At 71.8% G+C, this 14,029-nt stretch carries 13 protein-coding genes; 3 read left to right on the top strand and 10 right to left on the bottom strand.

The features are described 5' to 3' along the window. Positions 1 to 58: 58 nt before the first annotated feature. The gene (locus ACSMXO_RS15930; RefSeq protein WP_346256610.1) at positions 59 to 1,432 is read right to left on the bottom strand and encodes an OFA family MFS transporter; all 1,374 of its coding nucleotides are present in this window, start codon (positions 1,430 to 1,432) and stop codon (positions 59 to 61) included. A gap of 152 nt (positions 1,433 to 1,584) precedes the next feature. Between ACSMXO_RS15930 and ACSMXO_RS15925 the strand changes: the two genes are divergently transcribed. The 3 genes from ACSMXO_RS15925 to ACSMXO_RS15915 all read left to right on the top strand — a co-directional run bounded on the left by ACSMXO_RS15925 (position 1,585) and on the right by ACSMXO_RS15915 (position 4,415). After that, complete coding sequence (locus ACSMXO_RS15925) at positions 1,585 to 1,830, top strand: DUF6457 domain-containing protein (RefSeq protein WP_346256609.1); 246 nt, start codon at positions 1,585 to 1,587, stop codon at positions 1,828 to 1,830. Next, the gene (locus tag ACSMXO_RS15920) at positions 1,827 to 3,089 is read left to right on the top strand and encodes a molybdopterin molybdotransferase MoeA (protein ID WP_455418326.1); all 1,263 of its coding nucleotides are present in this window, start codon (positions 1,827 to 1,829) and stop codon (positions 3,087 to 3,089) included. The genes ACSMXO_RS15925 and ACSMXO_RS15920 overlap by 4 nt, the downstream gene beginning before the upstream one ends. Positions 3,090 to 3,182: 93 nt before the next feature. Then, the gene (locus ACSMXO_RS15915; protein ID WP_346256607.1) at positions 3,183 to 4,415 is read left to right on the top strand and encodes a sialidase family protein; all 1,233 of its coding nucleotides are present in this window, start codon (positions 3,183 to 3,185) and stop codon (positions 4,413 to 4,415) included. 120 nt (positions 4,416 to 4,535) lie between these two features. Here ACSMXO_RS15915 and ACSMXO_RS15910 read toward each other — a convergent pair whose 3' ends face one another. From ACSMXO_RS15910 to ACSMXO_RS15870, 9 genes are all read right to left on the bottom strand, one after another. Next, entirely contained in the window at positions 4,536 to 5,717 is a 1,182-nt protein-coding gene (locus ACSMXO_RS15910) for a glycerate kinase (protein WP_455418325.1), read from the bottom strand. 21 nt (positions 5,718 to 5,738) lie between these two features. Next, positions 5,739 to 6,623, bottom strand: coding sequence for a 2-hydroxy-3-oxopropionate reductase (locus tag ACSMXO_RS15905; protein ID WP_455418324.1), 885 nt, complete (start codon positions 6,621 to 6,623; stop codon positions 5,739 to 5,741). Between the two features lies 1 nt (position 6,624). Further along, positions 6,625 to 7,476, bottom strand: coding sequence for a hydroxypyruvate isomerase family protein (locus tag ACSMXO_RS15900; RefSeq protein WP_455418323.1), 852 nt, complete (start codon positions 7,474 to 7,476; stop codon positions 6,625 to 6,627). 146 nt (positions 7,477 to 7,622) lie between these two features. Then, a complete protein-coding gene (locus ACSMXO_RS15895; protein ID WP_455418322.1) occupies positions 7,623 to 7,820 on the bottom strand; it encodes a DUF397 domain-containing protein in 198 nt (65 codons plus the stop codon). After that, complete coding sequence (locus ACSMXO_RS15890; protein ID WP_455418321.1) at positions 7,811 to 8,596, bottom strand: helix-turn-helix domain-containing protein; 786 nt, start codon at positions 8,594 to 8,596, stop codon at positions 7,811 to 7,813. The genes ACSMXO_RS15895 and ACSMXO_RS15890 overlap by 10 nt, the downstream gene beginning before the upstream one ends. A gap of 251 nt (positions 8,597 to 8,847) precedes the next feature. Continuing rightward, the gene (locus ACSMXO_RS15885; RefSeq protein WP_346256601.1) at positions 8,848 to 9,069 is read right to left on the bottom strand and encodes a formate dehydrogenase subunit delta; all 222 of its coding nucleotides are present in this window, start codon (positions 9,067 to 9,069) and stop codon (positions 8,848 to 8,850) included. Position 9,070: 1 nt separating this feature from the next. After that, positions 9,071 to 11,884 (bottom strand): formate dehydrogenase subunit alpha, encoded by a 2,814-nt coding sequence (gene fdhF / locus ACSMXO_RS15880; RefSeq protein ID WP_455418320.1) that lies wholly within the window; start codon positions 11,882 to 11,884, stop codon positions 9,071 to 9,073. Then, positions 11,881 to 13,461 carry a formate dehydrogenase beta subunit gene (locus ACSMXO_RS15875; protein WP_455418319.1) on the bottom strand — a complete coding sequence of 527 codons (1,581 nt, stop codon included), beginning with the start codon at positions 13,459 to 13,461 and terminating at the stop codon, positions 11,881 to 11,883. The genes fdhF and ACSMXO_RS15875 overlap by 4 nt, the downstream gene beginning before the upstream one ends. Continuing rightward, positions 13,458 to 13,934, bottom strand: coding sequence for a formate dehydrogenase subunit gamma (locus ACSMXO_RS15870; protein ID WP_318399196.1), 477 nt, complete (start codon positions 13,932 to 13,934; stop codon positions 13,458 to 13,460). Before ACSMXO_RS15870 ends, ACSMXO_RS15875 begins: the two co-directional genes overlap by 4 nt. Positions 13,935 to 14,029: the final 95 nt, after the last annotated feature.

Here is a 14,029-nt window from a genome sequence, read left to right as displayed (position 1 = left end):
GGTCTCACCCGCCCGGTCGGCCCCGTTCCACGGTAGGGCCGACCGGGCCTCGCCCGCACTAGAGCCGGTCCGCGCGAAGCGGCGACGGCAGCCGGACCACCGCCAGTCCGGGCTGGCGCATCCAGCGGGTCAGCGCCGCGCCGAACAGGCCCAGCGAACCGGCCACCAGGAACGGGACCACCGAGTCCGGAGTGGTCACCACCAGCCCGGCGAGCACGATCCCGAGCAGCCCGCCGACGGCCTTGCCGGTGTAGACGATGCCGTAGTTCGGCACCGTGGCGGCGTCACCGAACCAGTCCCGCACCAGGCTGACCAGCAGCGAGTAGCCGGCTCCGGTGCCCGCACCGGCCAGCGCGGCGAAACCCACCACCGCGGCCGGATGGTTGTCGTTGGCCGCCGCCGCGAGCAGGCCGAACTGGGCGATCCCGCCGACCAGCAGGGAGAGGCCGAGAGTGCCGCGCCGGCCGATCCGGTCGGAGAGCGAACTGGTCACCGCCCGCCCGATGCCGTTCGACACGGCCAGCGCGCCGATCCCGGCCACCAGGGTCAGCGCCGGCAACCCCTGGGTGTACGCGGCACCGGCCAGGTACGCGATGTCGAACAGCGCCATCGTCGCGGTGAGTACCACCACCACGAACATCAACGGCAGCATGCCGCTGCGTACCGCCGCGCGGGGCGGGTAGGGCCGGGCCGCCGGGCGGTTGTGCGGGATGCTGCGGTTGAGCCGCCGGTCGACCGCCCAGCGCTGCGGGTCGATGTGTGCCGGCCACCAGTTGCGCGGCGGCTTGCGCATCAGCACGCCGCAGCCGGCCACCACGGCGAAGACCGCAGCCGCGGTACCGGTCAGCACGGCCGACCGGTTGCCGGCGTCCAGGCCGTAGCCGGCGAGGACGACGAACGGGATCGACCCGTAGCCGAACGCGGCGCTCACCACCGCCACCCGGCCGGCGATCCGCTCCGGGAACCACTCGGTGACACAGGCGATGCAGGTCATGTAGACGAGTCCGGCGCCGACGCCGCCGAGCACCGAGTAGCCGAGCAGCACGGTGCCGAGGTCGGCGCGGTGCGCCAGGGTGAGCAGGGCGGCGAGGCAGCAGGCGGCGCCGACGAGCATCGGTACGGCCAGCCGCCCGCCCAGCCGTTGGTACCACCACCCGGCCAGGGGCGAGCTGGCCGCCTGGCAGACCACCCAGAGGCCGAGGACGCCGAACGCCTGCCACAGGCTCCAGCCGTTCGCGTCGAGCAGGGTGGGCAGGGCGGCGCCGTAGCCGTACTGGAACAGGCTGATCGCCAGCATCGCGGCCCAGGGCAGCAGCAGCATCCACGCCCGGGACCGGCCCAGCAGGGCTCGGTCGGTCTCGCCGACCCGGTAGCGGCGGCCGTAGAGGTCGCTGATCTCGCGCACCGCCGTGTCGTTGCTGGAGTCCGTCATCTGGTGCCTCCAACTGGCCACTGTATACTGTATGTTGAGTGCACTATTCTCTACCACCGACGGGCGACTGTCCAGGTCGATCCACGGGCGAACGGATCGGCTGGCCGGGTTATCCGAGGTCATGACGTCGACGGCGCAGCGAGGAGATGGGCATGAGCGTGCTGGACGAGTGGACCCGACAGGCCATCGAGGAACTCGGTCTCGACCCGGACGTGCTGGACCAGCGGCTGGTGCTGGACGTCGCCCGGGACGTGGCGCACGGCGTGACCCGGCCGGCCGCACCGCTCGGCACCTTCCTGCTCGGCGTGATGGTGGGCCGGGGCGCGACCCTGCCCGAGGCGGCGGACCGACTGACCCGGCTCGCCGAGGGGTGGCAACGGCGGGACGCCGGACGATGAGCGCCGTCGCCTGGCCCGAGGCCCGGCGGTACGCCCGGGACGCCGCCCGCGCGCTCGGCCCGGTCCCTCGGCCGCTGCCCGACGCCGTCGGCTCCGCCCTGGCGGTCCCGCTGGTCGCCCTCTCCCCGCTGCCGGCGTACCACTCCGCCGCGATGGACGGGTACGCGGTGGCCGGTCCCGGCCCGTGGCAGCTCACCGGGCGGGTACTGGCCGGGGATCCCGGTGTCCCGGCACCGCTGACCGACGGAGACGCCGTCGAGATCGGCACCGGGGCCGTGGTGCCGGCCGGCGCCGACGCGGTGCTGCCCTACGAGCGGGCCACCCGCACCGGCCGGACGGTGCACGGCGAGATCGAGCCCGGCCGGCACGTACGCCGCCGGGGCGAGGACTGTCCCGTCGGCCAGGAGGTGCTGCCCGCCGGTACCGTCGTCAACCCGGTCGTACTCGGGCTGGCCGCGAGCCTCGGGCACGACACGCTGACCGTGCACCGGCGACCCCGGGTCGGCATGGTGGTCACCGGAGCCGAGCTGCGTACCGCCGGCATCCCGACGGCGGGACAGGTCCGGGACGCCATCGGGCCGATGCTGCCGGGGCTGGTCCGGGCCGCCGGAGCCGAGCTGGCCTGGTCCACCCGGATCGCCGACGACGCGTCCGCGCTGGTCGCCGCGTTGCTGCGCTCCGACGCCGACGTGCTGGTGGTCTGCGGAGCCACCTCGGCCGGCGCCGCCGACCACCTGCGTCGGGCCCTGGACACGCTCGCCGCCGAGGTGCCGGTACGCGGCGTCGCCTGCCGGCCGGGACATCCGCAACTGCTGGCCAGCCTGCCGGACGGCCGGTTCGTGGTCGGCCTGCCCGGCAACCCCTACGCGGCCCTGGTCGCCGCGCTGACCCTGCTCTCCCCGTTGCTCGGCCGGCTGGCCGGGCGTACCGAACCGGCGGCCCTGACCGCGACGCTGGCCGGGCCGGTGGCACCGCACGACCGGGACACCCGGTTGGTGCCGGTGGCCCGGGTCGGCTCGGCGGCGCTGCCGGTCGGGCACGACCGCCCCGGTTCGCTCTGGGGCGCCGCCGGGGCGGACGCGCTCGCGGTCGTGCCGCCGGGCTGGGCCGGCGCCGAGGTCGAACTGCTCCCGCTGCCCGCCGCCGAGACCGCGCTCCCGCTGCCGGCAGTGGCCCCCTGGCGCCCGGGCGTTGCCACCGCGCCGACCGGACCGGCTCAGCGATCCGGCGAGATCGCCAGCGTGTCGGCGGCACCGTAGTAGCCATCAATCCTTGACGACTCGGCAGAAAGATCGTTAGCGTCTCGGCTGACAGCGGACATCCTATGTCCGGTTCTCCCGAGAGGGGCGCATATGTCAGCAAGGACGAACCGCAGGAGCCGGCTCAGCCAACCCGCGATCGCCACCGGTTGCGCCGTACTGGTGGCAACGTTGACCGGCGCGAGCGCGCCGTCGGTCGCCGCAGACCGAACCCCGGCCGGCAACACCGCCCGCTGTGAGGTCTCCATACCCTTCACGTCCGGCACCGAGGGATACAACGGCTTCCGGATCCCGGCGATCGTGACCACACGCTCCGGCGCCCTGCTCGCCTTCGCCGAGGGGCGACTCAGCTCGCTCGGCGACGCCGGCAACATCGATCTCGTACTGAAACGGTCGACCGACGGCGGCTGCACCTGGGGACCACTACAGGTGGTGCACGACAGCGGCACCAACACCGCGGGCAACCCGGCACCCGTGCTCACCGCGACCGGACGGGTGGTTCTGCTGACGACGTACAACGGCGGCGAGGCGTCGGAGGCCGAGATCATGCGCGGCGAGGTCCCGGCCGAGCAGAGCCGGCGGGTCTTCGTCCAGTACAGCGACGACGAGGGCGCCCGATGGTCGGCACCGCGCGAGATCACCGCGCAGACCAAGGCCGCGAACTGGCGCTGGTACGCCACGGGACCGGGCCACGCCGTCCGGTTGACCCGTGGACCGCACCGGGACCGGCTGGTCGTGCCCGCCAACCACTCCATCGCGCCGCCGGCCGGCTCACCCGACCTCGGCACCGAGGCCAAGTACTACGGCGGACACGCGCTCTACAGCGACGACGGTGGTGAGAGCTGGCGGATCGGATTCGTCGACGACAACCCGGACGGCTATCTCAACGTCAACGAGAGCACTGCCGCCGAACTCCCCGACGGCCGGCTCTACCTCAACACCCGCGAACACAACGGCACCGCGCCGGGCAACCGGGCCGACGCCTACAGCCGTGACGGCGGCCAGAGCCTGGAACTGCCGTACCGTCCACAGGCGACCCTCGTCGGACCGGTGGTGCAGGCGAGCGTACTCCAGTTGTCCGGGGCGAACGCGCCGCTGCTGTTCTCCGGCCCCGCCGAACCGGCGGCCCGGGCCGCGCTGACGCTGCGGGTGAGCACCGACCACGGCGTTACCTGGCGGCCGGCGCTCGCCCTGTCCGGTCTCCCGGCAGGCTATTCGGACCTGGTCCAACTCGATGCCAGGACCGTTGGCGTGCTCTACGAGACGGGCAACTTCGGCCCGTACGAGACGATCACCTTCCGGCGGATAGCGACCCGCCAGCTCTGAGGGCGCGGCACCAGCCGGCGCGACCGCCCGGGCTCTGCACAGTCGGACGAGCCGCGGGTCGCCCGCGGGCGCTCGGCTCGGCGAAGCTTCCGGAAGACGGCGACACCCGGGCGGTCCGCCTCAGCGACGGCGGGGCGGGCCGGCCGGGTCCAGCCAGTCGGCGGCCAGCCTCGCCGCGACCTTCCCGACCAGCTCGGCGGCCCGGTCGAGGCAGGCCGCCGGGTCCGGTTCGAGGTCGGTGAGCGGATACGCCGCCCGGATCCCGGCGTCCCGCAATTCGTCCGGTCCGACGCTGACCCGACCGGCGACCGCCACCGTCGGTACACCGGCCCGACCGGCCGCCCTGGCCACCCCGACCGGCGCCTTGCCGTGCAGGCTCTGGAGGTCCAGCGATCCCTCGCCGGTGACCACCAGGTCGGCCCCGGCCACCGCCTCCGGAAAGCCCAGCAGCTCAAGCAGCAGCTCGATGCCGGGCCGGAACCGCGCCCCGAGGAAGCCGAGCGCGGCGAAGCCCACCCCGCCGGCCGCGCCAGCACCCGGCCAGGCGCTGACCGGCTGCCCCGGGCAGCCATCCGCACCGATCAGCTCCACGTCCCGTACGGCCGCCTCGGCCAGCTCGGCCCAGCGGGTCAGGCCGGCCTCCAGCACCGCCACGTCGTCGGCGGTCGCGCCCTTCTGCGGGCCGTAGACGGCGGCGGCGCCGTTCGGGCCGAGCAGCGGGTTGTCCACGTCGCCGGCCACCACGAAGCGGGTACGCCGGACCGCCGGATGCAGCCCGGTCAGGTCCACCCGGTGCAGCCGGCGCAGCGCCGCACCACCGGGCCGCAACTCGGCGCCCCGCTCGTCGAGCAGGCGTACGCCGAGCGCACCGACCAGCCCTGCCCCGCCGTCGGTACTGGCGCTGCCGCCCAGCCCGATCACCACCTCCGGGCAGCCGTACTCCAGCGCCGCCCGGATCACCTCACCGGCACCGCGACTGCTCGCGTGCAGCGGATCGGGTACCCCGGCCGGCAGCCGGCGCAGCCCGCAGGCGTCGGCCAGCTCGACCACCGCCACGCCGTCGGCGTACCCGAAGGCGGTGTGTACCGGGAGCCCGGTCGGACCGGCGACGGAGACCGGGATCCGGCGGAAGCCGGCCGAGACCGCCGCGTCGAGAGTGCCGTCGCCGCCGTCGGCGACCGGGAAGCCGCGTACCTCGATGCCGGGGGCGGCCCGGTGCAGCCCGGCGGTCAGGTGCCGGACGACCTCGGCGGCGGTCAGCGAGCCCTTGAACTTGTCCGGTGCCAGCAGTACGTGCCCCATCGGCGCGACGGCCCGGCCGGGTCAGCCGGCCGACCGGCCGGAGAGCTGCTCGACCAGTTTGAGCAGGGCGCTGTGGTCGAGGCCGCCGTCGCCCTGTGCCTTGAGCGCGGCGATGAGCTGGGCGACCGCCGCGCCGAGCGGGATCACCACCCCGGCCTCCCGGGCCGCCGAGGTGACGATGCCCATGTCCTTGTGGTGCAGGTCGATCCGGAAGCCGGGCTGGAACTGCCGGGCCAGCATCCCGGCCGCCTTGCGATCGAGGATCCGGTTGCCGGCCAGGCCGCCGGCCAGCACCTTGACCGCCGCCTCGGTGTCCACCCCGTACGCCTCGAGGAAGACGATCGCCTCGGCGACCAGCTCGATGGTGCCGGCGACGATGAGCTGGTTGGCCGCCTTCACGGTCTGACCGGCACCGGCCGGGCCGACGTGCACGACGGTGCCGCCCAGCACCTCCAGGATCGGCCGGGCCGCCGCGAAGTCCTCCGACTCGCCACCGACCATGATGGAGAGGGTGCCCTCGATCGCGCCCGCCTCGCCGCCACTGACCGGGGCGTCCAGCACCCGCACGGAGCGGGTCCGGGCGGCCTCGGCGACCTGCCGGGAGGTGCCCGGCGAGATACTGCTCATGTCGACGTAGAGCTGGCCGGGGCGGGCGTTGGCCAGGATGCCGGAGTCGCCGAGGGCGACCGCCTCGACATCGGCCGAGTCGCGAACCATCGTGATCACCACGTCGACCTGCCGCACCAGTTCGCCGACGCCGGCGGCGACCTTGCCACCGGCCTGCTCCAGGGCGGCGTTGCGGGTCGGGCTGACGTCGTAGCCGACGACGTCGTGACCGGCCTTGATCAGGTTGACGGCCATCGGGCCGCCCATGATGCCGAGGCCGATGAAACCGATGCTGGTCATCTCAGCGATCCCCTTCGTTGGTCTGGTCGGCGCCGCCACCCCGGCGGTGCCGGGGCAGCCACTCGAAGCTCTCCGCGCTCGGCCCGCTGGGCAGGTATTCCAGGCCGATCCAGCCGCGGTAGCCGGCCCGTTCGAGCTGGTCGAGATGACCGTCGAGGTCGATCTCGCCGGTGCCCGGCTCGTGCCGCCCGGGCGCGTCGGCGATCTGCACGTGCCCGATCCGGTCGGCATGCTCGGCGAGCACCTTCGGCACGTCGTCGCCGTTGACGGTGAGGTGGTAGAGGTCGGCCAGGAAGGCCAGGTTGCGGATGTCGCGCTCGACCAGCAACTGGTCGAGCACCGCGACCGCGTCGGCGGCGGTACGCAGCGGATAGGGCTGCGGGCCGCTGACCGCCTCGACCAGTACGGTGCCGCCGATCCGGGCCACCGCGGCGGCGGCGAAGGCCAGGTTGGCCACCGCCGCCTCCTCCTGGATACCGGGGTGCACCTCGGGGATCCGGTTGCCGTAGAGGGCGTTGAACGACCGGCAGCCGGTGGCGGCGCCGATCATCGCGACCAGCTCGACGTTCTCCCGGAACTCGGCGGACCGGGCCGGCCAGGAGACGACTCCCCGGTCACCACCGGGCATGTCCCCGGCGAAGAAGTTCAGCCCCACCAGTTGGACGTCGGCGTCGTGCAGGGCGGCGAGGAACGCCTCCACCTGGGAGGCCGGGGGCACCGCCTCGGCGAACGGCCACCAGAACTCGACGGCGTCGAATCCGGCCGCCTTCGCCGCCGCCGGCCGCTCCAGCAGCGGCAGCTCGGTGAAGAGGATCGAGCAGTTCACGTCGTAGCGGAGCTGGTGTCCGGGCACGGGCCCTCCCTGGCGGCTCGGCGACACTGCTATTACCTACAGAATTCTGTATGCAGTATGGAGGCGAGTCAAGGCGTACTCCCCTGCCGCAGGGTGTTCGTCAACCACCCCCGTAGCCCTCCGCTGTCGTTGCGGCCTGTGGCGGCTCAGTCCGCCCGGCTGGTCCGCCTCGCGAGGTCGAGGAACGCCTGCCAGCCCGACGTCCCGAAGACCAGCGTGCCTCCGTCGCGGTCCTTGCTGTCCCGCACCAACACTCGGCCGGAAAGGTTGTCGGCCACCTCGACGCAGGATCCGGTATCGCTGTGTGACGACTTGTGCCAGTCCAGGGCGGTGTTCACGTCCACTTCTCGGCCATCCTCATGATCAACTCTAGGCTCTGGTTGCTGGGTAGAGCGTAGTCCCGGATGGCCTCCCAGACGCCCTCAAGATCCGTCACGGCGTCCGGGCTCTCCACGACGCGACCCTCCAGGTGTCCTTCCAGGAAGCCGACCGACCGGCCGTCCACGGTCGCGATCGCCAGCGCGCCGTCCATCCCCACGTAGGCGCCGGCCTCGAACGGGACGACCTGCACCCGCACGTGGGGACGATCACACGCCGCCACCAGGGCTTTCAACTGGTCGCGCATGACGTCCGCGTCCCCGACCCGACGGTGCAGAACCCCTTCGTCCAGTACCGCTACCAATTGGCAGGGGTCCGGCCGACGATGCAAAATCTCCTGTCGACCGAGCCGGGTCGCCAGCATGTCGTCCACGGTGTCCGGCTGGAAGCGGTAGCCCGTCAGGACCGCCTGCGCGTACGCCTCGGTTTGGAGGATGCCCGGCACCAGCAGTGGGTGATAGACCCTGAGCAGGCTCGCTTGGCCCTCCTGCTCGATGAAGGGTCGATACCACACCGGGACGAGTTCCCGCTTCACGAACATCCGGTAGAACTTCACGAAGGCGGTCCCGAAGGCGCGATCGACCGCTGCCAGATAGTCCGGGAGAGCTGGCCGCTCGCCTCGCTCCACGGCACCGACGTGCTTCGCGGAGAAGTGGATCCGGTCTCCCCACGCCTCTTGGGTCAGGCCGAGAAGTTCCCGGGTCCGGCGAAGGTCATCTACCAGATACTCGCTCGCAGACATAGGCGTTCACATCCCCCAGTTCTCTTCCATCCCTCATGGCCATTTCCATCGGCTACCCGTGACCAACCAGCATCTTCCGTCAACCAGGGACGACGGTCCAGCGCAGATTAGACAGAGAACGCCATAAGCCGCCCATCGATATGAGAGAAAACGGTTCGGGTTGAAGAGATTCGATAAAAGTGGACTCCAAACAGGTCGTGGCCCCGCGCGACGCGCGGGGCCACGAGGTGAACGCTCGGTGGGCGGGGCCGTCAGCCGGTGAGCAGCCGGGCGGCGGCCAGGGCGAGCGGGTCGAGCGCCTCGGGCTCGGCCTCGGCCCGGAGCCGCAACTCGGCCCGCATCCGCGGATCCCAGAACGCCCGGATGTGTTCGGCAATCGCCGCCGCCGCCTGCTCCGCCGGCTGGTGGTGGAACTGCACGGCGATCTCGTTGGCGAGCCTGACCTGTGGCGACATCCCGGTGTGCGTCGTCATCTCAGTCCGCCATCGCCGGCAGCCGGGTCTCCGACTCGGACACCTCGACCGGTGCCGGCGGGTTCTTCAGGCCCACCTGCACGGCCGTGACCTTGTATTCCGGGCAGTTGGTCGCCCAGTCGGAGTTCTCCGTGGTGACCACGTTCGCCCCGGTCACCGGGTGGTGGAAGGTCGTGTAGACCACCCCGACCGGCATCCGGTCGGAGAAGACCGCCCGCAGCGAGGTGGCGCCAACCCGGCTGGCCAGGGTGACCTCGTCACCGTCGTTGATGCCCCGGACCTCGGCGTCGTGCGGATGGATTTCGAGTACGTCCTCCGGGTGCCACGCCACGTTCCCGGTCCGCCGGGTCTGCGCCCCCACGTTGTACTGGCTGAGGATCCGCCCGGTGGTCAGGATCAGCGGGAACTTGCGGGTGCTCCGTTCCCGGGTCGGCACGAACGGCGTCTGCACGAACCGGCCCTTGCCCCGGACGAAGCCGTCCATGTGCATGATCGGCGTGCCCTCGGGGGCGTTGTCGTTGCAGGGCCACTGCACGCTGCCCAGCTTGTCGAGCTTGTCGAAGGAGACCCCGGCGAAGGTCGGGGTGAGCGCCGCGATCTCGTCCATGATCTGGCTCGGGTGGTCGTACCGCATCGGGTACCCCATCGCCTGGGCGATCTCGGCGACGATTTCCCACTCGTGCTTGCCGGTCTTCGGCGCCATCACCGGGCGTACCCGGTTGATCCGGCGCTCGGCGTTGGTGAACGTGCCGTCCTTCTCCAGGAAGGAGGTGCCGGGCAGGAAGACGTGCGCGAACTTCGCCGTCTCGTTGAGGAACAGGTCCTGCACCACGAGCAGTTCCAGCGCCTCCAGCGCGGCGGTGACGTGCTTGGTGTTCGGGTCGGACTGCGCGATGTCCTCGCCCTGCACGAAGAGCGCCCGGAAGCTGCCCTCGATCGCCGCGTCGAACATGTTCGGGATCCGCAGCCCGGGCTCGGGCAGCAGGGTACTCCCCCACATGTTCTCGAAGACGCCGCGGACCACGTCGTCGGAGATGTGCCGGTAGCCGGGCAGCTCGTGCGGGAAGGACCCCATGTCGCAGGAGCCCTGCACATTGTTCTGCCCGCGCAGCGGGTTGACCCCGACGCCCTCCCGGCCGATGTTGCCGGTCGCCATCGCCAGGTTGGCCATTCCCATCACCATGGTCGAGCCCTGGCTGTGCTCGGTGACGCCGAGGCCGTAGTAGATCGCCCCGTTCCCGCCGGTGGCGTAGAGCCGGGCCGCGGCGCGCAGCTCCTCGGCCGGTACCCCGGTCAGTTCCTCGACCGCCTCCGGGCTGTTCTCCGGCCGGGCGATGAACTCGGCCCAGCCGTCGAAGTCCTCGCAGCGCTCGTCGACGAAGGTGCGGTCGACCAGTCCCTCGGTCAGCACCACGTGCGCCATCGCGTTCACCACCGCCACGTTGGTGCCGGGGGCGAGCTGGAGGTGGTGGGCCGCCTCGATGTGCGGGGAGCGGACCAGATCGATCCGACGCGGGTCGATCACGATCAGTTTGGCGCCCTCGCGCAGCCGCCGCTTCATCCGGGAGGCGAAGACCGGGTGCCCGTCGGTCGGGTTCGCCCCGATCACCATGATCACATCGGACTTGGCCACCGATCGGAAGTCCTGGGTACCGGCGGAGGTGCCGAAGGTCTGCTTCAGTCCGTACCCGGTCGGCGAGTGGCAGACCCGGGCGCAGGTGTCCACGTTGTTGTTGCCGAACGCGGCCCGGATCATCTTCTGCACCACGTAGACCTCCTCGTTGGTGGTACGCGAGGAGGTGATGCCGCCGATCGCCCCGACACCGTGCCGGGCCTGGATGTCCTTGAGCTTGGCCGCGGTGTAGGAGATCGCGGTCTCCCAGTCGACCGGCCGCCACTCGTCGGTGATGCTCTCCCGGAGCATCGGGGTGAGCACCCGGTCCGGGTGGGTGGCGTAGCCGAACGCGAACCGGCCCTTGACGCAGGAGTGCCCCTCGTTCGCCCCGCCGTCCTTGTAGGGCACCATCCGGACCAGCTCGGCACCGCGCAACTCGGCCTTGAACGAGCAGCCCACGCCGCAGTACGCGCAGGTGGTGACCACGCTGCGGGTCGGCATGCCGAGCTGCACCACCGACTTCTCCTGGAGCGTCGCCGTGGGGCAGGCCTGCACGCAGGCGCCGCAGGAGACGCACTCGGAACTCATGAAGTCGGTGCCGCCGGCCGACACCTTGGAGCCGAAGCCCCGCCCCTCGATGGTCAGCGCGAACGTCCCCTGCACCTCACCGCAGGCCCGGACGCAGCGGGAGCAGGCGATGCACTTGGACGCCTCGAAGTCGAAGTACGGGTTGCTGGAGTCGGTCTTCTCGTCCAGGTGGTTGGCGCCGTCGTAGCCGTACCGGACCTGGCGCAGCCCCACCACACCCGACATGTCCTGCAACTCGCAGTCGCCATTGGCCGAGCAGGTGAGGCAGTCCAGCGGGTGGTCGGAGATGTACAGCTCCATCACGCCCTGGCGGAGCTTCTCCAGCTTCGGCGACTGGGTGGTCACCTTCATGCCCTGGGCGACCGGGGTGGTGCAGGACGCCGGGGTGCCGCGCCGGCCGTCGATCTCCACCAGGCAGAGCCGGCAGGAGCCGAACGCCTCCAGGCTGTCGGTGGCGCAGAGCTTGGGGATGTCGATCCCGCTCAGCGCCGCCGCCCGCATCACCGAGGTGCCCTCGGGAACGGCGACGGGGTGGCCGTCCACCTCGACGGTGACGGTCGCCGGGCCGGGCTTGGCCGGAGTACCGAGATCGGGTTCCTTCAAAAGGCTCACGGTTTGGCCTCCTCGTATCGGCCGGCGGACTTCTCACCCCTCGCGGTGAAGTCGTCCGGGAAGTGCAGCAGTGCGCTGCGTACCGGCATCGGTGTCAGGCCGCCCATCGCGCAGAGCGACCCCTCGGTCATCAGCTCGCAGAGATCACCCAGCAGGGCCAGGTTGCCGTCCGGGTCCTGGCCGGCGGTGATCTTGTCGATCACCTCGACGCCCCGGACCGCGCCCACCCGGCAGGGGGTGCACTTGCCGCAGGACTCCTCGGCGCAGAACTCCATCGCGAACCTCGCCATCGCCGCCATGTCGACGGTGTCGTCGAAGACCACGATGCCACCGTGGCCGAGCATCGCGCCGGCCGCGGCGAAGGCCTCGTACTCCATCGGCAGGTCCAGGCCGGTCGCCGGCAGGTACGCCCCGAGCGGGCCGCCGACCTGGACGGCGCGGACCGGCCGGCCGGTGCGGGTGCCCCCGCCGTAGGTGTGGATCAGCTCGCCCAGTGTCATGCCGAACGCGGTCTCGAAGATGCCGCCCCGGGCCACGTTGCCGGCCAACTGGAAGACCTGGGTGCCCCGGGACCGCTCCACCCCGAGCGCCTGGTAGGCCGCCGCTCCCTCGGCCAGGATGGTCGGCACCGAGGCCAGGGTCAGCACGTTGTTCACCACGGTCGGCTTGCCGAACAGGCCGGTGATCGCCGGGATCGGCGGCTTGGCCCGGACCATGCCGCGCTTGCCCTCCAGGCTCTCCAGCATCGCGGTCTCCTCGCCGCAGATGTACGCACCCGCGCCCACCCGGACGTGCAGGTCGAAGCGGAGCCCGGAGCCGAGGATGTCGCCGCCGAGCCAGCCCTGCTCCCGGGCCACCGCGATGGCCTGGCGCATCGTCCGCACCGCGTCCGGATATTCCGAGCGGATGTAGACGTAGCCCTCGGTGGCACCGACCGCGTGCGCGGCGATGGTCATCCCCTCGATCAGGGTGAACGGGTCGCCCTCCATCAGCATCCGGTCGGCGAAGGTGCCACTGTCGCCCTCGTCGGCGTTGCAGCAGACGAACTTCAGCTCGCTGGGAGTGTCCAGCACGGTCTTCCACTTGATCCCGGCCGGGAAGCCGGCACCGCCCCGGCCGCGCAGCCCGGACTCGGTGACCTGGGCGACCACCTCGGCCGGGGTCAGTTCCAGGGCACGGCGCAGCCCGGCCAGGCCGCCGTGCGCGACGAAGTCGGACGGGGAGAGCGGGTCGGTGACCCCGACCCGGGCGAAGCAGAGCCGGGTCTGGTCGCGCAACCAGGGCAGTTCGGCGACGACGCCCTGGCACAGCTCGTGGTCGGCGCCGTCGAGCAGCCCGGCCGCGACCAGGTCGGCGACCGCCTCCGGCTCGACCGGGCCGTACCCGATCCGGCCGCGCCCGGTGACCACCTCGACCAGCGGTTCCAGCCAGAGCATGCCGTGCGAGCCGTTCCGGACCACCCGGACCGGCCGGCCCGCCTGGGCCGCGACCCGCTCGATCTCGGCGGCGACCAGGTCGGCGCCGACCGAGAGCGCGGCCGAGTCGCGGGGTACGTAGACCGTAACCGGGGCCGTCATGCATCCACCGCCTTCGTCACCAGGGCGTCCAGCCGGGCGGGGGTGAGCCGCCCGTGCACCCGTTCGTCGATCTGACCGGCCGGGCCGAGCGCGCAGTTGCCCAGGCAGAACACCTGCTCCAGGGTGACCGAACCGTCCGATGTGGTCTGCCCGACCTTGACGCCCAGGGTCCGCTCCGCGTACGCCACGAGCTGTTCGGCACCGACCGACTGGCAGGCCTCGGCCCGGCAGAGCTTGACCACCGTCCGCCCGGCCGGCTCGGCCCGGAAGTCGGTGTAGAAGGTGACCACGCCGTGCACGTCGGCGCGGGAGATGTTCAGCTCGCTGGCCAGCACCGGCACGACGTCGGAGTCGACGTAGCCGAACTCGGCCTGGATCCGGTGCAGGATCGGCAACAGCGCACCGCGGTCACCACGATGCGCGGCGACCAGCGCGCGCACCCGATCCGTCACCGAGGGGTCCGGACTGGCCACGGCGATCCCACCTCCACTCGTGCCGACTGGACCTCCACCATACGTCGCCTTGGATACCGTATGCAATATCGCCGGGACGGGCTCCGGCAAGCTGG

The sequence above is a fragment of the Plantactinospora sp. DSM 117369 genome (assembly GCF_053764795.1).
This window is presented reverse-complemented; position numbering and strand designations above follow the sequence as displayed.

Coding starts and splice junctions, on each gene's coding strand:
- ACSMXO_RS15925 (WP_346256609.1), top strand. CDS start 1,585: ATGAGCGTGCTGGACGAGTGGACCCGACAGGCCATCGAGGAACTCGGT.
- ACSMXO_RS15885 (WP_346256601.1), bottom strand. CDS start 9,069: ATGACGACGCACACCGGGATGTCGCCACAGGTCAGGCTCGCCAACGAG.
- ACSMXO_RS15920 (WP_455418326.1), top strand. CDS start 1,827: ATGAGCGCCGTCGCCTGGCCCGAGGCCCGGCGGTACGCCCGGGACGCC.
- ACSMXO_RS15905 (WP_455418324.1), bottom strand. CDS start 6,623: ATGACCAGCATCGGTTTCATCGGCCTCGGCATCATGGGCGGCCCGATG.
- ACSMXO_RS15915 (WP_346256607.1), top strand. CDS start 3,183: ATGTCAGCAAGGACGAACCGCAGGAGCCGGCTCAGCCAACCCGCGATC.
- ACSMXO_RS15875 (WP_455418319.1), bottom strand. CDS start 13,461: ATGACGGCCCCGGTTACGGTCTACGTACCCCGCGACTCGGCCGCGCTC.
- ACSMXO_RS15890 (WP_455418321.1), bottom strand. CDS start 8,596: ATGTCTGCGAGCGAGTATCTGGTAGATGACCTTCGCCGGACCCGGGAA.
- ACSMXO_RS15930 (WP_346256610.1), bottom strand. CDS start 1,432: ATGACGGACTCCAGCAACGACACGGCGGTGCGCGAGATCAGCGACCTC.
- ACSMXO_RS15910 (WP_455418325.1), bottom strand. CDS start 5,717: ATGGGGCACGTACTGCTGGCACCGGACAAGTTCAAGGGCTCGCTGACC.